We start from the raw sequence: 24,637 nt of genomic DNA, 5'->3' as shown, positions 1-24,637 counted from the left end.
CGCTTGCCGGACCTGATCATTCGTGTACGAATGACCGAAACCGGCTTGATGCTGCGCCGCGTGCAGGCGCAAACTGCCGCAAATGCTTTGCCAGGAGAGAAGGATATCCCGATGGCCCATGACGCGCCGCAAGCAACCGGTCCCAGCAAGCTGGTCATCCGCAACATCGGCCTCATGCTGTCCGGTGCCCTGGAACGGCCCATCCTGGATGCCGACACGATCGTCGCCGAGAACGGCAAGATCACGGGAATCGGCCGCTTCAAGGACGTCGACACCGAAGGCGCGACGACCATCGTCGATGCCCATGGCACGACGGTGGCGCCAGGCCTGATCGACAGCCATGTTCATCCGGTCGCCGGCGACTGGACGCCGCGGCAGAACCAGAGCAACTGGATCGATTCCTATCTGCATGGTGGCGTCACCACGATGATCTCCGCCGGCGAGGTGCACATGCCCGGCCGGCCGCGCGACGTCGTCGGCCTGAAGGCGATGGCGATCTTCGCGCAGCGCGCATTCTGGACGCTCCGTCCCGGCGGCGTGAAGGTGCATGCCGGCGCGCCAGTGATCGAATGCGAGATGGTCGAGGACGACTTCAAGGAGCTCGCCGCCGCCGGCGTCAAGCTGCTCGGCGAGGTCGGCCTCGGCGGCGTCAAGGACGGCCCGACCGCGCGCAAGATGGTCGGCTGGGCGCGCAAATACGGCATCCAGAGCACCATTCACACCGGCGGTCCGTCGATCCCCGGCTCCGGCCTGATCGACAAGGACGTCGTGCTGGAGGCCGGCACCGACGTCATCGGACACATCAATGGCGGCCACACCGCGCTGCCCGACGATCAGATCCGCTGCATCTGCGAGGGCTGCAAGGCGGGGCTCGAGCTGGTGCACAACGGCAACGAGCGCTCGGCGCTGTTCACCTTGCGCACCGCGCGCGAGATGAACGATCTCCACCGCGTCATCCTCGGCACCGACGCGCCGGCCGGCTCCGGCGTGCAGCCGCTCGGGATCCTGCGCATGGTCTCGCTCTTGTCCTCGCTCGGCGATGTCCCGGCCGAGATCGCGTTCTGCTTCGCCACCGGCAACACCGCGCGGATGCGCGAGCTCGATTGCGGCCTGATCGAGGTCGGCCGCTCCGCCGACTTCGTCATCATGGACAAGGCGCAGCACTCGCCGGCCAAGACCCTGCTCGACAGCGTCCAGCTCGGCGACCTCCCCGGCATCGGGATGACCATCATCGACGGCATCGTCCGCACCCAGCGCAGCCGCAACACGCCGCCGGCGACGAAAATTCCGGAGATCGTGGCGAAGTAGTTGCCACAAGCTTCGTCATTGCGAGCGCAGTGTTCGTGAATGCGCCCTCTCCCCTTGTGGGAGAGGGCATGCAGGACGGAGCAGAAATCTCGGTCGGGTGAGGGGTATCTCCATTGGCGCTAACTTACTAAATTAACGCTTGGTATTCTCGTTTTCTTGGCGGCTCTTGGAGATGGCGTTGAATGTTCCGCGCAGCGGCCCGCAACGTTTGCACGTCGGGTTTGGGGATGACGGCGTCGACGAGGGCCTCGACGATCAAGCGCAATAGGCGCCAGACGCCGTTCTTCACGCGGCCTCCCGGCGGGGAGAGTCCCCGAGATGTTCCGCGATGAGCGGCTCGGTCAGCAGCGCCAGCAGAAGATGACAGAGGATGTGCGCTCTCGCACTCCTGGGATCCTCGCCCGGTGGTCGCGCGAGGCCGATACTGCTCTTGAGATGCTTGAAGGCGATCTCGATGCGCCACCGCAATCGATAGAGGCTGCTGATTGCTGGAAGTGGATATTCATCGCGATCGAGCGAGGTGATGATGATGACCCATTCGGCCGCGACCAACGTCTCGGGCTGCAGCTTGCGGCCCATGTCTCGTGCCCGGCGCGTGATCTTTTCGATCGTGGCATCGCGCGCCTGCTTCGGCTTTCGGATCGCCACCAGACGTAATGCGATAGGCTCTTTCGCCGAAGCCTTGATCCAGACGGGCCGATCAACCAGTCCCTTGCCACGCGACTTTTTTAGCAGAGCAATGAGATCGAGACGGTTCGCGTCGGCGTCGAGCCAACGAGCGCCATTCCATTTGGCGCGCACTACGATATCAGCGCTTTCAGCAAGCACCTTGGCGACCCGATCGGGCTGCAGATAGGCACGATCGCCGACGCGAATTTCGCCCGGCACGACACCGGCGCGATCGATGACCTCGCCCTCGCTCTCATCCGTCAGTTCGAAGGCGGTGAAGCGTTCGCTCGCCAGATCGAAGGCTGAATGTATCCGCCATACGCCGCCGGATTCGCGATCATTGCGGCCGGCTTTTGCCACCGCCGTGGCATCCACAAGACGGACCGGTCGGCCTTTCGCCGCGGCCAGGCAGGTCTCACCTGCGCTCCCAACGAGCAGCCGGCTGACCAGTTGTTCGAGCCAATCCGCCGAGTTGCGTAGCCGCTTGAGAAGCGCGACATTCGACAATGAGGCAAGTCCCATCGCCTCAGCCCATGCGGCGGTCAATCGCAGCCCGCGCGTCCCCCAACAATACGCGAGCACCAGCCGCAGCTGATCCACGGCACATTCGACCTTGCGGGCTCGTTTGAAAGCCCCAAATTCCCGAGCCTCATACTCAAGCAGGTCAGCGCCGCCCAACCGAGCGATAGTGCGCAGCCATTCGGCGTTCGAAAGCGATTCGTCAGTCACTCGACCGAGGAATCATCCATTTCCGGCAGCAAAATGGTAAGTTAGCGCCAATGGGGGTATCTCTCCGCGAGTCTCGCTCGCCGAGAGATACTCCTCACCCAATCGCGAATGTGGATGGACCGGAGATGCCCTCTCCCACAAGGGGAGAGGGTGCTGTATCGGGCTGCGCTCATAGCGACTGAGCAAACAAGTAGGGTGGGCAAAGCGACGCCGCCAGGCGGCGCGTGCCCATCATGTGCAGATGCGCTCTCGGTGAGAATGGTGGGCACGCTTCGCTTTGCCCACCCTACGCGGGCGGTTTGCAACAGCTATTTCAGCCGGCTCAGCAGCGACAGCAAGCTCTCGCGCTCTCTCGCATCCAGCGGCGCCAAGGTCTCCTTGGAGATCGCGAGCGCCAGCGGCGCGGTCTTCTCCGCGAGCTGCTGACCCGCGCGGGTCAGGCTCACCAGTAGCCGGCGGCCATCCTGCGGATCCGGGCTGGTCTCGGTGAGACCGCGTGCGGTCAGCCGGTCGATCACGCCCTTGATCGTCGCGACGTCCATCGCCGTGAACCGTCCCAGCTGGTTCTGCGAGCACGGTCCGGTCTCGACCAGCTTCGACATGGCCGCCCATTGCGTCGGCGTCAGGTTGCTGCCGATGTCGCGGGCGAAGATCATGGTGTGGCGCTGCCAGACCTGGCGCAGGATGAAGCCGATCTGATCGTCGAGCACGTAGTTTGATTTCGCCGCCTTGGCCGTGGCCTTCGCAGCGGGCTTTGCCTGCGGCCTCGGCGCAGTCTTCGTCGTGGCTTTCGCCGATCGCTTCGGCGGGGGACTCTTGGCCATATCTTCCCTCGCCTCAGATCGACAGATGCGCGTCGCGGATGTCGGGCCGCGCGTCGAGCTCGGTCATGGTGCCGGAGAAGCAGATGCGGCCGCGCTCGATGATGTAGGCTCGGTCCGAGATCAGCTTGGCGAAATGCAGGTTCTGCTCGGAGACGACCAGCGAGACGCCTTCCTTCTTCATGGTCAGGATCGCATCGACCATCTGCTCGACGATCTTCGGCGACAGGCCTTCCGAGGGCTCGTCGAGCAGCACCAGCGACGGATTGCCCATCAGTGTACGGGCGATGGTGAGCATCTGCTGTTCGCCGCCGCTCATGCGGCCGCCCGGGCGGTTCTTCATCTCGCCGAGATTGGGAAACAACTGATAGAGTTTCTCACGCGTCCATTGCGGCGCATTCGGCCGCGGCTTCTGCCGCCCGACCTCCAGGTTTTCCTCCACCGTCAGCTCGGTGAAGATGCGGCGCTCCTCCGGAACGTAGCCGAGGCCGGCGCGGACGATCTCATGGGTGGGCGCCGACGAGATGTCCTGCCCCTCGAACATGATCTGGCCCTCGCGCAGCTCGACCAGGCCGACGATCGACCGGAAGGTCGTCGACTTGCCGGCGCCGTTGCGCCCGAGCAGCGCCACCACCTCGCCCTCGCCGACCTCGAGGCCGATGTCGAACAGGATATGCGCCGGACCATAGTGGCTGTTGAGATTGGCGACGGACAGCTTCATGCCGGCGCTCCCTCGCGATGATCGGCATCATAGAGCAGGCCTTCGCCGAGATAGATCGCCTGCACCTCCCGGTTGGCGCGCACCTCGGCTGGCGATCCCTCGGCAATGAGGCTGCCGCGATTGAGCACGAGAATGCGGTCCGCATGCTCGAACACCACGTCCATGTCGTGCTCCGTGAAAAGGACGCCGATCGACTGCTCGCGCGCGATTCCAGCCGTCAGCCGCATCAGCTCGACACGCTCGCGCGGCGCCATGCCGGCGGTCGGCTCGTCCATCAGCAGGAGCTTCGGTTGGTTGGCCAGCGCGATCGCGAGCTCCAGCCGCTTGAGGTCGCCATAGGCGAGCTCGCCGCACGGACGCTCGGCATAGCCGGCCATGCCGACGAGATCGAGCAGGCGATCGGCCTCGCCGCGCTCGATTGAAATCATCGGGCTCCAGAAATCGAACAGACGGTGATGATGCGAGACCAGGGCGACCTGGATGTTCTCGCGCACGGTCATGGTCGGATAGGTCGCGGTGATCTGGAAGGTGCGGCCGACCCCGAGCCGCCAGACCTCGCGCGGCCTGTGCCCCGTGGTCTCCTGCCCCATCACCGTGATGCGGCCGCTGTCCGGCACGTTCTGGCCGTTGAGCATGTCGAAGCAGGTGCTTTTCCCCGCGCCGTTCGGGCCGATCAGCGCCAGGATCTCGCCGGCCCGCAGCGTGAACGACACGTTGCGGACGGCGTGAATGCCGCCATAGGATTTCGACAGGCCTTCGACCGAGAGCAGCGACACGCTGGGGCTCATTGCGCGCCCTCCATCTTGGCCGACAGCGAAGCGCCCTTGGGGGCCAGTGCGCGACGCCGATGCATGACGGTTTCGACCACACCCACGATACCTTTCGGGAACACCACCACGATCAGCACGATGAAGATGCCGAGCACGAGCTTCGACCAGTCGGTCTGGCTGACCAGCCAGATGTTGAGCGCCTTGTAGACGATGGCGCCGAAGATTGCGCCGGGCACCGTCTCCACGCCGCCCAGCAGCACCATGACCAGCGCATCGACCGAGAGCGAGATGCCCATGTTGTCCGGAAACACGCTGCCCTTGAGATAGGCGAACAGGGCGCCGCCGATGCCGGCCGTGGTGCCGGCGATGATGAAGGCCGTCCACTGGATGCGCTTGCCGTTGATGCCGATGGACTCGCTGCGCAACGGCGAGTCCCGCATGCCGCGCAGGGCATAGCCGAACGGCGAGAAGGTGATCAGGCGCAGCACGCCGACAACGAAGGCGGAGACGCCAAGCGCGAGCCAGTAGAAATGCGACGGCGACGCCGCCCATTTCTCCGGCCAGAGCCCGAGAATGCCGTTATCACCACCGGTGACCGCGACCCATTGGAACGCGATCGACCACACGATTTGCGCAAAGGCCAAGGTGAGCATCGCGAAATACACGCCGGAAAGCTGGACGGCGAAGGCGCCGAACACGGCCGCACCGAGCGCGCCGAGCAGCGGCCCCAGCAAGAGGCAGGCGATCATCGGCAGTCCCGCCATCTTGGCAAGGAAGGCGACGCCGTAAGCGCCCAAACCGAAATAGGCAGCGTGGCCGAAGGAGGCGAGGCCGCCGACCGCCATCAGGAAATGCAGGGACGCCGCGAAGATCACGAAGATCGCGATCTCGGCGCCGACGGTCAGCGCGTAGTTGCCGGCGATGAAGGGCAGCATCGCCGCCAGCGCCAGCGCGACGAGAGAGGCCAGCCGCTCGACCGAGCTCAGCGGGCGCCACGGAATGACGGTCAGGCCCGGCGTGCGGCGCGCCGGCGCCTCCTTCTTGCCGAACAGGCCCCAGGGCCGCACGACCAGCACGACGGCCATCACCAGGAACACGAGGATCAGCGAGATCGTGGGGAAGATGAGAATGCCGAAAGCATTGAGCTCCGACACCAGCACGGCGGCAACGAACGCGCCGAGGATGCTGCCGAGGCCGCCGATCACGACGACCACGAACACCTCGACGATGATGCGCAGGTCCATCGCGTGATGGACCGCGTCGCGCGGGATCTGCAGCGCGCCGCCGAGCGCGGCGAGGAAGACGCCGACCGCGAACACCGAGGTGAACAGCCATTTCTGATTGACGCCGAGCGCCGCGACCATGTCGCGGTCCTGCGTCGCCGCGCGCACCAGAATGCCCCAGCGGGTGCGCTGGAACAGCAGCCACAGCACCCCGAGCACGATCGGACCGAGCGCGATCAGGAACAGGTCGTAGCTCGGGATGTTCTGACCGAAGAAGTCGACCGCCCCCTTGAGGCCAGGTGCACGGCGGCCGACCAGATCGTCCGGTCCCCAGATCAGCACCACGAGATCTTCGACCATCAGGGTCAGGCCGAAGGTCGCGAGCAGCTGGAACAGCTCCGGCGCGTGATAGATCCGGCGCAGCAGCACGATCTCGACGAGGACGCCGATGGCCGCGACCGCGAGCGCCGCCACGACGATGCCGCCCCAGAAGCCGAGCGAGCCAGACAGCCGCTCCGTGAGCGAGAACGCCACATAGGCGCCGAGCATGTAGAACGCGCCATGGGCGAAATTGACGATGCGGGTCACGCCGAAGATGATCGACAGTCCCGACGCCACCAGGAACAGCGAGGCTGCGCTGGCAAGGCCGGTCAGGAACTGGACGAAATAGAAGGCCATGGGCGGTCCGCGTCAGGAGATCGTCTGTATCGAATGAGCCGCGTTCGAGCTCGTGTGCCCTGTCAATGAGCCGGCGAGCAAGCGTGGGGTGAGGGATCTCGGCCTGAACCTGTAGATCAGGCGTCGCGCGCCCTCACCCCGCCCGCTCTCCTCCGCGGGAGGAGGAGGCAGGAAGACCTCACTCAGTCCTTCGGACGGAGCTTGGAAACTTCGGCATCGCTCGGCAGATAGTCCGAGCCCTTGCGATAGACGGTGTCGACCATGATGCCCTTGCCGTCCTTCAGCGCGGTCTTGCCAACATAAGCGCCGAGCGTCGACTGGTGGTCGATCTTGCGGAAGGTGATCTCGCCGAAGGGCGACGGAACGGACAGTCCCTCGGCCGCGGCGATCAGCTTGTCGGTATCGGTCGAGCCGGCCTTGGCGAGGATGGCGGCCGCCGACTTGATGGTCTGGTAGCCGACGATCGAGCCGAGCCGCGGATAGTCGTTGTACTTGGCCTGGTAGGCCTTCAGGAACGCGTCGTGCTCGGGCGTCTTGATCGAATACCAGGGATAGCCGGTGACGATCCAGCCCTCGGGCGTCTCCTCCTTGAGCGGATCGAGATATTCCGGCTCGCCCGTCAGGAAGCTGACGACCTTGCGGTCCTTGAACAGGCCGCGGGTGTTGCCTTCGCGGACCAGCTTGACGAGATCGGCGCCGAAGGTGACGTTGAGGATCGCCTCCGGGTTGGCGGCGGCGACGGCCTGCACCACCGGACCGGCGTCGATCTTGCCCTGCGGCGGCCACTGCTCGTCGACCCACTGGATGTCCGGGCGCTTCTCGGAGAGCAGCTTCTTGAACACGGCGACGGCCGACTGGCCGTATTCGTAGTTCGGCGCGATGGTGGCCCAGCGCTTGGCGGGAAGCTTCGCGGCCTCCTCCACCAGCATTGCCGCCTGCATGTAGTTCGACGGACGAAGGCGGAAGGTGTATTTGTTGCCCTTGGCCCAGGTGATGGCGTCGGTCAGCGGCTCGGCCGCCAGGAAGAACACCTTCTTTTGGTTGGCGAAGTCGCTGACGGCCAGACCGATGTTCGACAGGAACGTGCCGGCGAGCATCGCCACGTTCTCGCTCGACACCAGCTCATTGGCAGCGGTCTGCGCGTCGGCCGGCTTGCCGCTGTCGTCCTTGGAGACGACGACGAGCTTCTTGCCGTTGATGCCGCCGGCCGCGTTGACCTCCTCGACCGCGAGCTGCCAGCCCTTGCGGTAGGGCTCGGTAAACGCCGGCAACAGCGAGTAGCTGTTGATCTCGCCGATCTTGATGACGTCCTCGGCACGCGCCGTGCCCGTCAATCCGGCAACGGCAAGGCCCAGGCCTGCCGCAAGCATCGTTCTCCGTCGCATCCCTTCAGCCTCCAATTTTGATTTGAATTATCTTAGACCGTCGTCGCCCTTGATCTCGGCGACCGTGAGCCCGCCGACCCTTGGCAAGGGACGCCCGCTGTCGGTGACCGCGAGCGCGACCATGATCTCGTTGGCGCGTGGCGCGTCGTTGATCTGCACCTCCATGCCGTCGAAATGGCTGCGCACGAACGCGGCGTCCTTGTGCCCGAGCGGGATGTCGAGCGTGCAACCGACGCCGCCGCGCTTTTTCGATGACGGGATCAGCGCCGCGCCCTTGCCGAGCACCTTGCGCACCGGCGCGCCCATTTTCGGATGCAGGATCGCGGCGGCATGCTCCAGCTCGCCGTCGCTGCCGACGGCCGCGGCCTTGCCGTAGCTGTGCGCCGCCGGCCCCTCGATGCCGAGCGCGGCCACGGCGCGCTTGGCGAGCATCTCGCCGAGCTCCTCGCCGATCGCGATCAGCGGCGTGAGGTCCTCGACATAGCGGCCGGCAAACGGATTCTCGATCACCGCCACTGCCGCCGCGCGCCGCGTCGGCGGCGACACGGTCCGGCCCATCTCCTGATGGACTTCCTCGACCACGGTCACGATCTTTCTGATGACGGCGCTCATCGTCGACCCTTCGTGTTCCTGCACATCATGCATCAAACCTCACGCCGCCGCCGCCCGCAACTGCGGCCGACGAACGATCTCGATCGCGCGCGGACCGACAACGCGAATGTTGCCGCGGAGCTGCAGTACGGCGCCTTCGATCAGGCCGGCCGAGAGCAGCGACTGCGCACGATGCTCGCCCACGGCCAGCGCTTGGGCAATCTCGGCATCACCGAGATCTCCGACCTCGCATGTGACGAGGCGGTCACCGAGATCGCTGTCCGGCTGCAGCTCGCAGGCGGGTCGGCGAAGCACGGCCGGATGACCCGGAAGGTCAACGGCGTTGCCGATCACCGTCGCCGCCGCATCGGCCTGCGCCGCGCTGCGCGCGAGCACCGTCACCGCGTCGGCAATGCCCAGCGAGAAGCTGCGGCCGTGGCGGCCCGATGTGGCGACGCCGCCGATCGCATCGGCAGCACGAAGCGTCATCCTGCGCATCACGCCTGCGCCGTCGGGACGGTCCATCAGCCCGACGCTGAACGTGGCGGCATCCCGCAGATGGAGTGCGATGTCACCGCCATTGTTGACATAGGCCCGCGTCAGCTTCGCCGCGCCGCGCATGGCGCCGAGAATCTCCTCGGCGACGCTGCCCGCGACCGCGGCCATCGGCGTGATGAACATCTCGCGCGCGAACGGCGACACGGCCGCATGCATCCGCCGCGCAACGACGCCTTTCAATGGGCAACGATCGTGATCGGCTCCCTTGCGCAGATCGGACAGTTCCGCACACAGCTCGTCCAAGAGACCCGTGAAACGCTCGGCCGCCGCACGATAGGCCGCGCGAACATCGCCATCGGCGGCGTCGGCGCCGATGATCAGATCGATCGGGCCGTCCTGCAGATGCAGCCGCCGCTCGGGCAACAAGGCGATCTGTGGCTGCCGGGTCATGCGCCCGGCCACGGCAGCTGACGAATGTCCTTGCTGACATCCTTGAGCGACGTGAGCGGCTGGACGTAGTCCATGTGCCCACCGAGCGCCGCGTAGTCCGATAGCCTCAACGTGAACTCGATCGGTGCGACGATCGCCGGCGTCGGCACATAGCCGAAGGCGCCGGCCGGCATCTGGGTCACGTCGACCATGTAGGTGATGCCGCCGCCCGGCCAGACATAGACCGGCGCACCGCCGCTCGTGACCCGCGTCAGCGTATCCTTGACCGACCGCGTCAGCCGCACCGGATTGTCGGTGACGCCCGCGCGCAGCGAGCCGCCGGCACCGGCCATGAACAGCACGGTGCACAGTGCCGGCTCGCAGTTCTCCTGGATGCGCTCGACCGAGAACTGCAGCTCCGGCGGCATCTCGCGCTGCACCGGCTTGAGCGACTCGTCGAGCACGTAGTAGCCGGCATGTTCGCCCGTCGTGGACACCATCAGCAGCGTCGTGCCAGGCTTCGCCGTCTTCGCATCGAACGGCCCGAGAATCGACAGCGGATCGGAGATGTCGGTGCCGCCCCAGCCGGTTCCGGGCTGCGCCACCTGGAAGTAGCGGCCCGGCGTGGAGCGCCGTCCCTTCATCTTGATGCCGGTCGCGGCAATGTCGAGCAGCTTGCCGGCCTGGTGCTCCGACAGCACGCCGGTGATGTGATCATCGACCACGACGACCTCGTCGACCTTGCCCTGCCATTGCTTGGCGAACATGCCGATCGTGGCCGAGCCGCAGCCGACGCGCATGCGCTCTTCCTTGACGCCGTTGACAACAGGCGGCTGCCCCGCCTGCACGATCACGCTGGAGCCGCCGTCGACGACGAGCTCGACGGCCTTGCGGTTGCTGAGGTCCATCAGCGCGTCGCAGGTGACGCGCCCCTCCTTCTTGGAGCCGCCGGTGAGATGATGCACGCCGCCGAGCGAGAGCATCTGCGAGCCGTATTCGCTGGTCGTGACGTGACCGACCGCTTCGCTGTCGACCCGCACCGTCGCCGCTTCCGGGCCGAGATAGCGATCGGTGTCGATCTTCACCTTGACGCCGCAATAGCTGAAGATGCCCTCGGTCACGACCGTGACCATGTCGACGCCCTCGACCTGCGAGGACACGATGAACGGCGCGGGCTTGTAGTCGGGATAGGTGGTGCCGGCGCCGATCGCGGTGACGAACAGCTCCGGCTGATGCACGATCTTGCCGTCCCAGTCGCCGCTCGCCTGGAACGGCACCAGCTTGCCGCCATGCGACACCGTGCGCTCCAGCAGGATATGCGGATCGACGCGCACCAGCACACCGTCCTGATTGGCATAGCGGTCGCAGGCGCCAGCCGCGCCCGGCTTGATGTAGCACATCACCGGACAGGCATCGCAGCGGATCTTGTCCCCTGCACCTTCGCTCGCCGTCTCAGTCACCATGCAGAGAAGCCCATCTTGAAGCGGAGTTGACGGCAACCGTCCGCACGCCGCGGCAATTCGTTCGTATACGAATGATGTCGCGCCCCTCCGCCGACTGTCAAGCGCCACCGCGAACGAAAAGCACGATTGCCGGATAAACGATCAGTTTGCCCTGCACAATGACGACAAATCGTGCACACGCTGCAGCGCAAAACGTGGCACTTGCATGTTAGTACACAAACGATACGCTCGGAGCGATCACCATCGCATCCTCGTTAACGATAGCACAGCGGACGGCAGAAGGGCATGACGCCAGCAACGATTCGGCTGACCGTGAACGGACGGGCGCATGACGTTGCGGCCGCGCCGGACACGCCCCTGCTTCATGTGCTGCGCAACGACCTCGCTCTGAACGGTCCGAAATACGGCTGCGGCCTCGGTGAATGCGGCGCCTGCACCGTGCTGATCGACGGCCGTGCCGCCCGCTCCTGCGTCATTCCGGTGGAAGGCTGCATCGGCCGCGACGTCACCACGCTTGAAGGGCTGGGCTCGCGCGAGGCGCCCGATCCGGTGCAGCAGGCCTTCATCGCCGAGCAGGCCGCGCAATGCGGCTACTGCCTCAACGGCATGATCATGACGACCAAGGCGCTGCTGGCGATCAAGCCCGATCCGTCACGCGACGAGATCAAGCAGGCGCTGCGCTACAATCTCTGCCGCTGCGGTGCCCATGTCGAGATCCTCCGCGCGGCGATGCGCGCGGCCGGCCACACGCTCGAGGCGCTGGACTGATGAACGATCGCCTCACCAAGGACGCCGACACGCCTCGCGGCTGGCTGGTCGTCGAACGTCCCATCGCCGGCAACGATGGCCGGTTCGAAACCTTCATCCGGATCACGGCCGCAGGCGAGGTCTCCGCCTTCAACGGCCATGTCGATCTCGGCACCGGCATCCGAACCGCGCTGGGACAGATCGTCGCGGAAGAGCTGGATGTCTCCTTCGCCCGTGTCGTGGTCGTGCTCGGGGACACCGCGGTCGTGCCGAATCAGGGCGCGACCATCGCCAGCGAGACAATTCAGATCACCGCCGTGCCGCTGCGCAAGGCTGCGGCGCAGGCCCGCGCCTTCCTCCTGGCGCGGGCGGCAGCGCAACTCGACCTCGACGTCGTGGATTTGAGGGTCGAGGACGGACTGGTCCGCGGTCCCGACAACCGCGTCCTCAGCTATGGCGAGCTGATCGGCGATGAGACGTTCCGCCTCGCCCTCGCCGACGATATCGTCGTCAAGTCGGTGAACGACTATCAGGTCGTCGGCCGGTCGGTGCCGCGCGTCGATCTGCCGGCAAAGGCGGCCGGTGAACTCACTTATGTCCATGACGTTCGCGTCCCCGGCATGCTGCATGGCCGCGTCGTGCGTCCACCCTATGCCGGTGTCGATGCCGGCCCCTTCATCGGCACCAGCCTTCTTGGCGTCGACAGGGAGTCGGTGCGCGACGTACCGGGCCTGGTTGACGTCGTCGTCATCGGCGACTTCATCGGCGTCGTCGCCGAGCGCGAGGAGAACGCGATCCTCGCCGCCGAGCGGCTCCAGGCGAATTGGAAGCCGGTGCCGAGCTTGCGCGACCTCGACGATGTCGAGAACGCGCTGCGCGCCAATCCGTCCGAGCCGCGTCGGCTGCTCGACAAGGGCGATGTCGATGCCGCCATCGCCGGCGCCGCCAAGCCGATGCGGCGGACCTATCTCTGGCCCTACCAGATGCACGGCTCGATCGGGCCGTCCTGCGCGGTGGCCGACTATCGCGACGGGCAGACCCGCATTTATTCCGGCACGCAGAATCCGCACATCCTGCGCGGCGATCTCGCCAAGCTGATCGACTGTCCCGAGGATCACATCGAGCTGATCCGGCTGGAGGCCGCCGGCTGCTATGGCCGCAACTGCGCCGACGATGTCACCGCCGATGCGCTGCTGCTATCGCGCGCGGTCGGCCGTCCGGTGCGGGTGCAATTGTCGCGCGAGCAGGAGCATCTGTGGGAGCCCAAGGGCACCGCACAGCTGATGGACGTCAATGGCGGCCTCAATGCCGATGGCTCGGTTGCGGCCTATGAGTTCGCCACGCGCTATCCGTCGAACGGCGCGCCGACGCTGGCGCTGCTGCTGACCGGCCGCATCGCGCCGGAGCCTGCGGTGTTCGAGATGGGCGATCGCACCGCGATCCCGCCTTACGACTACGACCACATGCGCGTCACTGCGCATGACATGCCGCCGATCGTGCGTGCGTCCTGGATCCGCGGCGTCTCGGCGCTGCCCAACACCTTCGCGCATGAGTCCTATATCGACGAGCTCGCGGCGGAGGCTGGCGTCGACCCGATCGAATACCGGCTGCGCTATCTGAAGGACGAGCGCGCGCGTGATCTCGTGAACGCCGTGGCCGAACGCGCCGGCTGGACGCCGCGCCCCGTGAGGGAAGAGAAGACGCCCGAGAACGGCGTCGTCCATGGCCGCGGCTTCGCCTATGCGCTCTACGTCCACAGCAAGTTTCCCGGCTACGGCGCGGCTTGGTCGGCGTGGATCGCCGATGTCGCGGTGAATACGACGACCGGCGACGTCAGCGTCACGCGGGTCATCGCAGGCCAGGACTCCGGCCTGATGATCAATCCGGACGGCGTACGCCACCAGATCGAAGGCAACGTCATCCAATCCACCAGCCGGGCGCTGATGGAGGAGATTCCGTTTTCGCGCGGCAAGGTCGCGGCCCGGGAATGGGGTGCGTATCCGATCATCACCTTCCCCGATTTGCCTGAGATCGACGTGCTGATGCTGCCGAGACCGGATCAGCCGCCGCTCGGCGTCGGCGAGTCCGCGTCCGTGCCGAGCGCCGCTGCGATCGCCAATGCGATCTACGACGCCACCGGCGTCCGCTTCCGCGAGCCGCCATTCACGCCGGAGCGCATTCTGAAAGGGCTGCGCGGCGAACAGGTCGAGACGCCGGCGCCGCAGTCGCTGCCCGCCCCCGAAAGACCGGCGACGACATGGCTCAAGCCCTTTGCCAGGCGGGGCGGCGTGATCGCCAGCGCCGTCGCGGCCTGCGCCGCGGCGATCGGCGTCGCCACCGCCGTGTTGCCCTGGCGTGCCATCGCACCGATCACACGCCCCGATCCCTCGGTCTATTCCGCCGCGACGATCGCGCGCGGCGAGGCGCTCGCGGCGCTCGGCAATTGCGCGGTTTGTCACACCGCGGATGGCGGCCTGATCAATGCCGGCGGCCGTGCGCTGGAGACGCCGTTCGGCACGCTGTTCAGCACCAACATCACGCCCGACGTCGAGACCGGCATCGGCGCTTGGTCCTATCCCGCCTTCGAGCGCGCCATGCGCGAGGGCGTGCATCGCGACGGCCGGCAGCTCTATCCGGCGTTTCCCTACACGCATTTCGCGCGAACCGATGAGGCCGACCTGCAGGCGCTCTACGCCTACCTGATGGCAGAGGCGCCGGTGAGACAGCAGGCGCCCGACAACGCGCTGCGCTTCCCGTTCAACCTGCGGCCGCTGATCGCCGGATGGAACGCGCTGTTTCATGACACCCAGCCGTTCAGGCCTGACCCAACCCAATCGGAGCAGTGGAATCGCGGCTTCTATCTCGTCGAAAGCCTCGGCCATTGCAGCGCCTGTCATTCGCCGCGCAATGCGCTCGGTGCCGAGCAGCGCAACGCATATCTGGCTGGCGGCTTCGCGGAGGGCTGGGAAGCCCCCGCGCTGACCGCGCTCTCGACTGCCCCGATCCCGTGGACCGAGGACGAGTTCTACACCTATCTCCGCTCCGGTCAGTCGCGCCTCCATGGCGTGGCCGCCGGTCCGATGGCGCCGATCGTGAAGGATCTCGCGACGCTGCCCGACGCAGACATTCGGGCCATGGCGGTCTATCTCGCCTCCTTCCAGACGCCCTCGCCCGAGGCAGCGAAGCTGGAGGCGACGGCAGCGGAGTTGGAGGCGCGCACCAGGGTGACCTCGGCGGCATCTCCGGCCGCCCGGCTCTATCTCGGCGCCTGCGCGGTCTGTCACGAGATCGGCGGCCTGCCGCTGTTCGGCAGCCGGCCCTCGCTGGCGCTGAACAGCAACCTGCACAGCGCCACACCCGACAACCTGATCCAGGTGATCCTGCACGGGATCATGAAGCCGGCCTCGTCCGATCTCGGCTACATGCCGGCGTTCAAGGACCATCTCAGCGACGTCCAGCTTGCCGAACTCGTCTCCTATCTCCGTCAGCAATTCGCCCCGGACAAGCCGGCCTGGACGGACGTGGACGCCGTCATCGGTCGCATCAGGTCGGCCGCGGTGCAGTGAGGCCGAGCATGCTCCTTCAGCGCCCGGCGCCCCGCCCACCACCCTGACGCGCATTCGGGCACCTGCTTGCCAGTAATTTCGCCTTGCGGCAGTCGCCCTGCCGCTTCTAGAATTCGGGACTACGTTCCAAAAAATGGAACAAACGGTATCATCATGAGCGCCCTGACCAACGCCATCGACATCCTGCGCTGCTTCTCGACCGCGCGGCCCGACCTCTCCTTTGCCGACGTCCAGGTCCTGACCGGCAAGCCGAAGAGCTCGACCTCACGCCTGCTCCGCTCGCTGCGCGATTGCGGCCTGCTCGAGCAGGATCCGCACAGCCGCCGCTACCGGCCGGGCCTGCTCACCTTCGAGCTCGGGCGGCTGCACCGGGCCCATGACGACCTGATCGCCACCGCCGAGCGCGAGCTGCGTGATGTCTGCGCGCGCACCGGACACACCGGCTACATCGCCGTGCTCGACGGCTATCAGCAGGTGGTGCTGCGCATCGTGCCCGGCTCCAACCCGCTGCGCGTCGTCAACCCGCCGGGCCAGCGCACGCCGGCCATCATCACCTCGAACGGCCGCGCCATGCTGGCGCGTCTGTCGGACCAGGAGATCCGGGCGCGCGTGCCGCTCGACTATCCGAAGGTCCCGGCCAACTCGCCGCAGAACTTTACCGAGCTGATGGCGCGGCTGAACGAGATCCGCCGGACCGGTATCTCGGACGCCGCCGACGAGGCCATCGAGGGCGTCGGCTCGCAGGGCTTTGCGCTGGCGAGCGGCGAGAGCGGTGAGCTGATCGGCATCGCCGTCTCCTACTCGGTCCAGGCCACCACCGAGATCGAGCGTGCCAATGTCCGTCGCGAGCTCGGCAGCATGGCCGCAAAGCTGCGGCGCATGACCGGCGATCCGCTTGGCCAGACCATCGAGCAATTGGCCGGACTGGCCTCCTGATGACGAGCAGCAGCGCGCCGCGCGTCAACAGCCTGGCGCTGTTGATCCTGCCGAGCGCGCTGCTTTTTGCGCTGTTCTTCTTCCTGCCGATCGGATTGATGGCGGTGATGAGCGTCCTGACCGGCAACCCCGTGGTCATGCCGAACGTCGCCCTCACCGCCAGGCACTATGCCCGCATGGGCGATGACGGCTACTATCTCGAGGTGATCTGGACCACGATCCGGATCGGCCTCTGGACGACCCTGGCCGCGCTCATGATCGGCTATCCGCTCGCGCATTGGATGGCGCGGATCAAGAGCCGCACCGGCCACGCGCTGCTGCTGATGGCCGTGCTGGCGCCGATGCTGACCGGCATCGTGGTGCGTACCTTCGCCTGGATGACGCTGCTGTCCGACAAGGGTGTCATCAACCAGATCCTGACCTCGCTCGGGCTGGTCACCAGGCCGTTGCAGCTGATGTACAATGAGACCGGCATCGTCATCGGCCTCGTCCACATCTATGTGCCGTTCATGGTGCTGACGCTGACCGGCGTGATCGGCCGCATCGACGAACGGCTGGAGCAGGCGGCGGAGAATCTCGGCGCCAGCCCATGGCGCGCTTTTCTCGAAGTCACCCTGCCGCTCAGCCTGCCCGGCATCCTCGCCGGGTCGCTGCTCGTGTTCGCGCTCGCGATCAGCGCCTATGTGACCCCGATCCTGCTCGGCGGCTTCCAGGTCATGACCCTGCCGATCCTGATCTACCAGCAGATCTCCGCCAACTTCAACGTCGGCTTCGCGGCTGCGCTCGGCATGGTACTGCTCGTCATTTCGCTCTCGCTCGTCATCGCGTATAATCACCTGCTCGGCCTCGTCTCGGGCCAGCGCGAGCTGCAATGAGGGCGCAGATGACGAGCCTTGCTCCAGGATCGCAGCCGCCGCTTGCTGCGCCGATCGATCTGGGGGCGGCACCTGCCCGTCGCAGCACGACGCCGCTCCGGTGGGGCCGCAGGCTCTATCTCGCCGCCAACAGCGCCATCCTCGCCTTCCTCCTGGCGCCGATCGCGATCGTGATCGTGTTCGCGCTGAATCCGACGCCCTTCATCCAGTTTCCACCGGTCGGCGTCTCCTTGCGCTGGTTCGAGAAATTCTTCGCCTCGCGCGACTTCATGCACGCGCTGCTCTTGAGCATCGAGGTCGCAGCGATGACCACGGTCGCGGCCACCGTGCTCGGCGCGTCGGCCGCGCTGGCGGTCGCGCGCGGCAACCTTCCGGGCTCTCGCCTGATCGTGGCGACCATGCTGTCGCCCCTGATGCTGCCTGCGATCCTGACCGGTCTTGCACTGTTCCAGTCCTATGTGCTGCTCGATGTCGGGCGCCCGTTGTGGGGCCTTGTCGCCGGCCATACGCTGGTGACGATTCCCTACGTCGTGCGCACCACCCTCGCCGTGTTGCATAATTTCGATGTCAGGCTGGAGGAAGCCGCGCAGAATCTCGGCGCCAGCCCCACCCGGACCTTCTTCGAGATCACGCTGCCGCTGGTGAAGCCCGGCGTTCTGGCAGGCGCGATCTTTGCCTTCATCGTCTCGTTCGACCAGTTCCCGGTGTCGCTGTTCCTGGTCGCGCCGGGCAGCGAGACCTTGCCGATCACGCTGTTCAACTATCTGAAGTTCGATCTCGACGGCACCATCGGCGCGGCCTCGGTGGTCTCGATCCTGCTCGCCTTCATCGTCGTCATCGCGCTCGACCGCACCGTTGGCCTGCGCTCCTACGTCAAACTCTAAGGGAGATTCCGGACATGACCGACTCATCGCGTCGCTTCCCCATGAGCCGCCGGCGCCTGCTGACTTCGGCTGCTGCGCTTGGTGCAGGCGTCGTCGCGGCGCCTTACGTCGCGCGCGCCGAGGAGCCCGTGCTGAACATCACCGGCTGGGGCGGCAAATGGGGCGACGTCATGAAGGCCGAGATCGGCCCCGCCTTCGAAAGCGAGTTCAAGTGCAAGCTCAGGACCGACACTGCGCTGCCGTTCCTGCCGAAGCTGCAGGCGAGCTCGCGCTCCGCGCCGATCTACGACGTGCTGCACACCAACTCCAACGAGCAGTGGGCAGCGGTCGAGATGGGCCTCGTCGAGCCGAAGGTCGACCCCAAGCTGGCGCCGAACATGGCCGACGTCTACCCCTACGCGGTCAGCGACAAGATCGTCGGTGTCTGCATCTTCACCAGCGCCATTGGCTTGGGCATGCGCACCGACAAGGGCTACGCCAACGTCACGTCCTGGAAGGAGCTGTGGGACGCGAAGTACAACGGCGTGCGCGGCGGCTATGTGATCCCTGTCAACAGCCTGGGACAGGCTTTCCTGATGATGTGCGGCACTCTCTACGGAAAGGGGCAGACCGATCTCGACGCGGCCTATGCGGGGCTCGAGAAGCTGAAGCCGATCAAGCTCGTCGACTTCACCGGCGCGATGGAGAAGCTGTTCCTGTCCGGCGAGGTCGGCCTCGGCGTGATCCACGACTCCGGCATCTACCGCTATGACGGACAAAACCAGCCGATCGACTTCGTCACCCCGAGCGAGGGCGTGCTGTCGCTGGAGCAGGTGCTGAGCATCACACCCGGCAGCAAGATGAAGGAGCTCGCCAACGCCTATGTGAACTACATGCTGCGCCCCGAGGTCCAAAAGCGCCTCGCCGAGACCGTCTGGTACTCGCCGGCCAACAAGAAGGTGAAGCTCGACGCCAAGTACGACGCCAAGCTGCTGACCACTCCGGAAAAGGTCAGCAAGCTGATCCAGGTCGACTGGAAGTGGTACAACGCGCAGAAGGACGCGATCGACAGCCGGGTCAACCGGATCTTCCGCGCATGAGCGCAAGCATCGAGATCGCCAGCGTCAGCAAGGTCTATGACGGCGGCTTACGCGCCGTCGACGCGGTCGCCATGGACATCCGTCCGGGCGAGTTCTTCTCGCTGCTCGGCCCGTCCGGCTGCGGCAAGACCACCACGCTGCGCATGATCGCGGGCTTCGACAGCCCCAGCACCGGCGAGATCCGCGTCGACGGCGCCGACATCACCCATGTCCCCGCGCACAGGCGCGACATGGCGATGGTGTTCCAGAACTATGCGCTGTTTCCGCACCGGACGGTGGCGGAGAACGTCGCCTTCGGCCTGCGCATGCGCAAGACCGACAAGGCCACGATCGCGTCCAAGGTCACGGCCGCGCTGGCGATGGTCGAGCTGTCCGGCATGGAGGACCGCAGGCCGGCACAATTGTCGGGCGGCCAGCAGCAGCGCGTCGCGCTCGCCCGCGCCATCGTCATCTCGCCGCGCGTGCTGCTCTGTGACGAGCCGCTCGGCGCGCTCGACAAGAAGCTGCGCCAGCAGATGCAGTTCGAGCTCAAGCAACTGCAGAAGACTCTCGGCCTCACCCTCGTCTTCGTCACCCACGACCAGGAGGAGGCGCTGGCGATGTCCGACCGCATCGCGGTGATGAACGCCGGCCGCGTCGAGCAGATCGGCACACCGGTCGAGATCTACGACCAGCCGCGAACCCGCTTCGTCGCCGACTTCATCGGCGACACCAATATCTTCCGCGGCCAGCGCGTGACGCTGGACCACGGGACCGGAATCGCGGTCGGCAACGGCCTGGTGCTGGCCCTGCCGGATGTGTCCGCAACGGCCGGTGGCGAGGTTCTGTCGGTCGCCTTGCGGCCGGAGAAGATCATGGTGTCGCCAGCCGGCCCGGTCGATGCCGAGAGCAAGGGCACGTCCGCACGCGGTACGGTCGAGAGCACGAACTTCCTTGGCGGTGCCGTCCTCTACCGCATCGTCCTGGACGGTGGCGAGCGGGTGCTGGCTCAGCAGCCGAATTCAGGAGCCGGTCCACTCCACGCACCCGGCCAAGCCGTCGCGCTCGGCTGGCGGCCGACCGATCTCGTCATTCTCGAGGATTGATATTGTGAACGTCATACTCCCGTCCCCTTCCCTCGATGTGGCGGATCGCCCTTCGCAACGGCGCATGGGCGTCGTCGTCATCGGCCAGAGCCCGCGCCCCGCGATGGAAGCCGAGATCGCAGCCGTGCTGTCTCCCGGCACGACCATCGAATTGCGCGGCGCGCTCGACGGCATGAGCCGCGGCGAGATCGATCGCATCCCGCCGGTCGACGGCGCCGATGCGCTGTTCACCTTGCTGCCGAACGGTGACAACGTGCGCATCAGCAAGAAGGCGGTCGAGGGCCGGGCCAATGCACAGCTCGCGAAATTTCGGCAGGACGGCATCGACGTCGCGATGCTGGCCTGCACGGGCAAGTTTCCCAACCTCGCGCCAGAAGGGCTCGTGATCCTGCCCTCGGCAGTGCTGCACAAGATGGTGGAAGCCGTGCTGCCGAGGGGCCGGCTCGGCGTGTTCTCGCCGCTGGCCGAGCAGACCGCGCTGATCGCCGGCAAATGGCAGCGTGATCACGTCGAGGTGGTCGGCGTCACGCTGCAACCGGGCTCCGATGACGCAGCCGTCGACGCCGCGGCGCGCGCGATGGCGGCCAAGCAGCCCGACCTCGTCGTGCTCGACTGCATGAGCTACACCAGCGCCAACAAGGCCCGCGTCCGCCGCCATTATTCCGGGCCCGTGATCCTGTCGATCGCCGCAGCCGCCCGCATTGTCGAGGAACTGTTGTCGTGAGCGGGGTGGAATTGAAGACGATCGGCCTCGACGACATCGAGGCGCTCGCGGTCGGCGCCTGGATCCTCGGCACCGGCGGCGGCGGCAGTCCCTATCTCGGCCTGCTCAACCTGCGTCGGCTCTATGCCGAGGGACATCGCGTGCAGATGATGTCGCCGCTCGATCTTGCCGACGACGACTGGGTCGCCGTGGTCTCCAACATGGGCGCCCCCTTGGTCGGGCAGGAACGGCTCGCCGACAGCCGCAGCATTGCGCGTGCGGTGCGCATGCAGGAGGAGCTCAACGGCATCACATTTCGCGCCGTGATGTCGGTCGAGATCGGCGGCGGCAATGGCATGCAGGCGCTGATGGCGGCAGCACATCTGAACATCCCCGTAGTCGACGCCGACTGCATGGGCCGCGCCTTTCCCGAGGCGCAGATGACGTCGGTTGCGATCGGCGACCTCAAGCCGTATCCCTGCACGCTCTACGATCCGCGCGGCATCGAGGCCGTCGTGACCAAGGTGCCGAGCTGGAAGTGGATGGAGCGCGCCAGCCGCAAGATCTGCGTCGAGATGGGCTCGATCGCCTCGACCAGCAAGGCGCCGCGCACGGGCCGCGAGGTCAAGGACTGGGGCATCCATTTCACGACCACCAAGGCCATCACGATCGGCCGCGCGGTCGAGGCCGCCAACCGGAGCCACCAGGATCCGATCGCCGCGATCCTCGATTGCGAGGGTGGCCAGCGGCTGTTCAGCGGCAAGATCGTCGACGTCGAGCGCCGCACCACCGAAGGTTTCTTGCGCGGCTCTGCCGTCGTGGAGGGCAGCGACGATGACCGCGGCACGCGCCTGAAGCTGTCGTTCCAGAACGAGTGGATCGTGGCCTGGCGCGATGGCGAAGCCATCGCGATGTCGCCGGACCTGATCTGCGTGCTCGACAGCGTCAACGGCCACGGCATCGGCACGGAGACGGTGCGCTACGGCCAGCGCGTCACCGTGATCGCGCTGCCCGCGCCCGCCGTATTGACCAGCCCGCGCGGGCTCGAATTCGTCGGCCCCCGCGCCTTCGGTTATGACCTCGATTTCCGGTCGCTGTTTGCGCCCCCTGGAGCATAGTGAATGAAGCGGATTGGCATTGACGTCGGTGGCACCAACACCGACGCGGTCTTGATTGCCGACGACAAGGTCGTTCACTCCGTCAAGGCTGCGACCACCGCCGACGTGACCTCCGGCATCCTCGCGGCGCTGAAGGCGCTGCGAGAAAATCCCGCAGCGGCCGTACCGGTCGATGCGGTCGTGATCGGCACCACGCATTTCATCAATGCGGTGGTGCAGCGGCGGCACCTGCAGAAGATCGGCGCGATCCGCATCGGAATGCCGGCCTCCGCCTCGCTGCCGCCGTTCTGCGACTGGCCGGGCGACCTCGCCGCGCTGGTCAGCGGCAAGACCTTCATGCTCGAAGGCGGCCATGACTATGACGGCCGCCCCTTCATGCCGCTCGACACCAACGGCCTGAGGGCCGCCGCGCGCGCGATCAAGGCCAAGGGCCTGCGCGCGGTCGCGGTCGCCTCGTCGTTCTCACCGCTCGATCCGAGCTGTGAGAACATCGCGCGCGAGATCCTCGCCGAGATCTGCCCTGATGTGGCCGTCACGCTCTCGCACGACCTCGGCCGCATCGGACTGCTCGAGCGCGAGAACGCCGCTTTGCTCAACGCCGCGCTGCACGACCTCGCGGTCACGACGGTCGCCGCCTTCCGCAAGGCGATCGCGGAGTCCGGCATCGATGCGCCGCTGTTCCTGACGCAGAACGACGGCACCGTGATGCAGGCGGAGATCGCGACCGCCTTCCCGGTCATGAGCTTCGCCTCCGGCGCCACCAACTCCATGCGGGGCGCCGCGTATCTGTCCGGCCTCGACGACGCCATGGTCGTCGACGTCGGCGGCACCACCAGCGACATCGGCCAGCTCCGCCACGGCTTTCCGCGCGAGGCCAACGCCGTCGTCGAGGTCGGCGGCGTCCGCACGCTGTTTCGCATGCCCGATCTGCTCTCGATCGGGCTCGGCGGCGGCAGCCACGTCACGCAGGATCCGGTCCGTGTCGGCCCGCTCAGCGTCGGATACCGGCTGACATCCGACGCGCTGGTGTTCGGCGGCGACCAGCTCACCGCGACCGACATCGCGGTCGCAGCGGGGCTGATCGACATCGGCGACAGATCGCGCGTCGCGCATCTGCCGAAAAGCCTGATCGACGCCGCGCTCGCCGACGCCCACCGCAAGCTCGAAGGCGACATCGACCGCATGAAGACCGAGGCGGGCGACGTGCCGCTGCTCGCGGTCGGCGGCGGCGCCTTCCTGGTGCCGGAGCGCCTCGCCGGCATCTCCACCATCGTCCGCGTCGACCATGGCGACTGCGCCAATGCGGTCGGCGCCGCCATCGCCCAGGTCTCCGGCGAGGCCGACCAGGTCTTCCGCGACATGACCCGCGACGAGGCCATCGCGGCGGCGCGGGCCATCGCCGAGGTGCGCGCCGTGCAGGCCGGCGCCGACCGCGACACGCTCAAGACGGTCGATGTCGAGGACATGCCGATCGCCTACCTCCCCGGCAACGCGCTCCGCGTCCGCGTCCGCGTCGCCGGAGCCATCGCCGAGCCGACCATCGGCGCGGCGGCGTAGTCCACGATCATCACGCCAGCTCGGCGATCCGCTCGACCCCGGCCTCCGCGCCCTGCGCCTTGGCCGCCGCCATCGAGCCGCCGAGGTCGATGCCCCGGCAGGCGTTGTCGACGATGATGGCCGCAAAGCCGAGCCGCCGCGCATCGACCGCCGAATAATGCACGCAGAAATCGGTGGCGAGACCGACCAGGAAAACCCGTTTCAGGCCGCGCTCGCGCAGATATCCGGCGAGGCCCGTGGGCGTGGTCTTGTCGTTCTCGAAGAACGCCGAGTAGGAATCGATCGCGGCGCGAAAGCCCTTGCGGATGATGAGCTGCGCCTTGTCGGTCGCAAGATCGGCATGGAAGGCGGCGCCCGGCGTGCCCTGGATGCAGTGGTCCGGCCACAGGGTCTGCGGCCCGTAGGGCATCGTGACGCTTTCGAACGGCGCCTTGCCCGGGTGGCTCGAGGCGAACGAGCTGTGTCCCGCCGGGTGCCAGTCCTGGGTCAGGACGACGTGATCGAACATCCGGCTCAGCCGGTTGATCACCGGCACCACGGCATCGCCGTCGGCCACGGCGAGCGCACCGCCGGGACAAAAATCGTTCTGCACATCGATGATGAGCAGCAAATCCTCGTTGGCCCTGATCTGCATTCCTGCCTGCATCCGTTTCACGCGAGCTCCATCAAGGATGGCCCCAGGCCGCGGCGATCTCAAGCCGGGCTGCCGAATAATCCGCGGCCAGCCAGTCCCTCCATTTTGGAATCCCTGCTCTGCAGGCCGGGCCTGGAAACGCCCGCCGATTCATGGATTCTCCCGGCG

The 24,637-nt window shown here is 66.5% G+C and carries 21 protein-coding genes; 11 read left to right on the top strand and 10 right to left on the bottom strand.

The features are described 5' to 3' along the window. Positions 1-111: 111 nt before the first annotated feature. Positions 112-1,308, top strand: a complete 1,197-nt coding sequence (locus tag QW845_RS14760; RefSeq protein WP_315802289.1) for an amidohydrolase family protein — start codon at positions 112-114, stop codon at positions 1,306-1,308. A 285-nt stretch (positions 1,309-1,593) separates the two neighbouring features. Here the strand turns inward: QW845_RS14760 and QW845_RS14755 are convergent, their stop codons facing one another. The 9 genes from QW845_RS14755 to QW845_RS14715 all read right to left on the bottom strand — a co-directional run bounded on the left by QW845_RS14755 (position 1,594) and on the right by QW845_RS14715 (position 11,285). Continuing rightward, a complete protein-coding gene (locus QW845_RS14755) occupies positions 1,594-2,706 on the bottom strand; it encodes a transposase (RefSeq protein WP_315802288.1) in 1,113 nt (370 codons plus the stop codon). Between the two features lie 308 nt (positions 2,707-3,014). Further along, the gene (locus tag QW845_RS14750) at positions 3,015-3,530 is read right to left on the bottom strand and encodes a MarR family winged helix-turn-helix transcriptional regulator (protein WP_315802287.1); all 516 of its coding nucleotides are present in this window, start codon (positions 3,528-3,530) and stop codon (positions 3,015-3,017) included. 13 nt (positions 3,531-3,543) lie between these two features. After that, on the bottom strand, positions 3,544-4,248 hold the full coding sequence (locus tag QW845_RS14745; protein WP_315802286.1) for an ABC transporter ATP-binding protein: 705 nt from the start codon (positions 4,246-4,248) through the stop codon (positions 3,544-3,546). Next, on the bottom strand, positions 4,245-5,036 hold the full coding sequence (locus QW845_RS14740; protein WP_315802285.1) for an ABC transporter ATP-binding protein: 792 nt from the start codon (positions 5,034-5,036) through the stop codon (positions 4,245-4,247). Before QW845_RS14740 ends, QW845_RS14745 begins: the two co-directional genes overlap by 4 nt. Next, the gene (locus tag QW845_RS14735) at positions 5,033-6,919 is read right to left on the bottom strand and encodes an ABC transporter permease (RefSeq protein WP_315802284.1); all 1,887 of its coding nucleotides are present in this window, start codon (positions 6,917-6,919) and stop codon (positions 5,033-5,035) included. Before QW845_RS14735 ends, QW845_RS14740 begins: the two co-directional genes overlap by 4 nt. Before the next feature lie 182 nt (positions 6,920-7,101). Continuing rightward, positions 7,102-8,304, bottom strand: a complete 1,203-nt coding sequence (locus tag QW845_RS14730; RefSeq protein ID WP_315802283.1) for an ABC transporter substrate-binding protein — start codon at positions 8,302-8,304, stop codon at positions 7,102-7,104. Positions 8,305-8,331: 27 nt separating this feature from the next. After that, a complete protein-coding gene (locus QW845_RS14725) occupies positions 8,332-8,916 on the bottom strand; it encodes an amino acid synthesis family protein (RefSeq protein WP_315802282.1) in 585 nt (194 codons plus the stop codon). A gap of 39 nt (positions 8,917-8,955) precedes the next feature. After that, a complete protein-coding gene (locus QW845_RS14720; protein ID WP_315802281.1) occupies positions 8,956-9,843 on the bottom strand; it encodes a UPF0280 family protein in 888 nt (295 codons plus the stop codon). After that, a complete protein-coding gene (locus QW845_RS14715) occupies positions 9,840-11,285 on the bottom strand; it encodes a 6-hydroxynicotinate reductase (protein ID WP_315802280.1) in 1,446 nt (481 codons plus the stop codon). Before QW845_RS14715 ends, QW845_RS14720 begins: the two co-directional genes overlap by 4 nt. Positions 11,286-11,570: 285 nt before the next feature. Between QW845_RS14715 and QW845_RS14710 the strand changes: the two genes are divergently transcribed. The 10 genes from QW845_RS14710 (at position 11,571) to QW845_RS14665 (ending at position 23,835) form a co-directional block, all read left to right on the top strand. Next, the gene (locus QW845_RS14710) at positions 11,571-12,053 is read left to right on the top strand and encodes a (2Fe-2S)-binding protein (protein WP_315802279.1); all 483 of its coding nucleotides are present in this window, start codon (positions 11,571-11,573) and stop codon (positions 12,051-12,053) included. Then, positions 12,053-15,598: a molybdopterin cofactor-binding domain-containing protein gene (locus QW845_RS14705; RefSeq protein WP_315802278.1), complete on the top strand. Its 3,546-nt coding sequence runs from the start codon at positions 12,053-12,055 to the stop codon at positions 15,596-15,598. Before QW845_RS14710 ends, QW845_RS14705 begins: the two co-directional genes overlap by 1 nt. Positions 15,599-15,751: 153 nt before the next feature. After that, the gene (locus tag QW845_RS14700; RefSeq protein ID WP_315802277.1) at positions 15,752-16,534 is read left to right on the top strand and encodes an IclR family transcriptional regulator; all 783 of its coding nucleotides are present in this window, start codon (positions 15,752-15,754) and stop codon (positions 16,532-16,534) included. Further along, positions 16,534-17,409: an ABC transporter permease gene (locus QW845_RS14695; protein WP_315802276.1), complete on the top strand. Its 876-nt coding sequence runs from the start codon at positions 16,534-16,536 to the stop codon at positions 17,407-17,409. The genes QW845_RS14700 and QW845_RS14695 overlap by 1 nt, the downstream gene beginning before the upstream one ends. 8 nt (positions 17,410-17,417) lie before the next feature. Continuing rightward, positions 17,418-18,293 (top strand): ABC transporter permease, encoded by an 876-nt coding sequence (locus tag QW845_RS14690; protein ID WP_315802275.1) that lies wholly within the window; start codon positions 17,418-17,420, stop codon positions 18,291-18,293. Between the two features lie 14 nt (positions 18,294-18,307). Beyond that, positions 18,308-19,372: an extracellular solute-binding protein gene (locus QW845_RS14685; RefSeq protein WP_315802274.1), complete on the top strand. Its 1,065-nt coding sequence runs from the start codon at positions 18,308-18,310 to the stop codon at positions 19,370-19,372. Further along, complete coding sequence (locus QW845_RS14680) at positions 19,369-20,457, top strand: ABC transporter ATP-binding protein (RefSeq protein WP_315802273.1); 1,089 nt, start codon at positions 19,369-19,371, stop codon at positions 20,455-20,457. Before QW845_RS14685 ends, QW845_RS14680 begins: the two co-directional genes overlap by 4 nt. Positions 20,458-20,521: 64 nt before the next feature. Next, entirely contained in the window at positions 20,522-21,181 is a 660-nt protein-coding gene (locus tag QW845_RS14675) for an AroM family protein (protein ID WP_315802272.1), read from the top strand. Beyond that, a complete protein-coding gene (locus QW845_RS14670; RefSeq protein ID WP_315802271.1) occupies positions 21,178-22,278 on the top strand; it encodes a DUF917 domain-containing protein in 1,101 nt (366 codons plus the stop codon). The genes QW845_RS14675 and QW845_RS14670 overlap by 4 nt, the downstream gene beginning before the upstream one ends. Before the next feature lie 3 nt (positions 22,279-22,281). After that, positions 22,282-23,835 carry a hydantoinase/oxoprolinase family protein gene (locus tag QW845_RS14665; RefSeq protein WP_315802270.1) on the top strand — a complete coding sequence of 518 codons (1,554 nt, stop codon included), beginning with the start codon at positions 22,282-22,284 and terminating at the stop codon, positions 23,833-23,835. A 10-nt stretch (positions 23,836-23,845) separates the two neighbouring features. Here QW845_RS14665 and pncA read toward each other — a convergent pair whose 3' ends face one another. Continuing rightward, positions 23,846-24,481, bottom strand: coding sequence for a bifunctional nicotinamidase/pyrazinamidase (gene pncA, locus QW845_RS14660; RefSeq protein WP_315802539.1), 636 nt, complete (start codon positions 24,479-24,481; stop codon positions 23,846-23,848). Positions 24,482-24,637 lie beyond the last annotated feature (156 nt).

The sequence above is a fragment of the Bradyrhizobium sp. SZCCHNS3002 genome (genome assembly GCF_032377435.1).
Classification (GTDB): domain Bacteria; phylum Pseudomonadota; class Alphaproteobacteria; order Rhizobiales; family Xanthobacteraceae; genus Bradyrhizobium.
The sequence above is the reverse complement of the archived record's forward strand: the minus strand, read 5'-3'. Positions and strand labels throughout refer to the sequence as shown.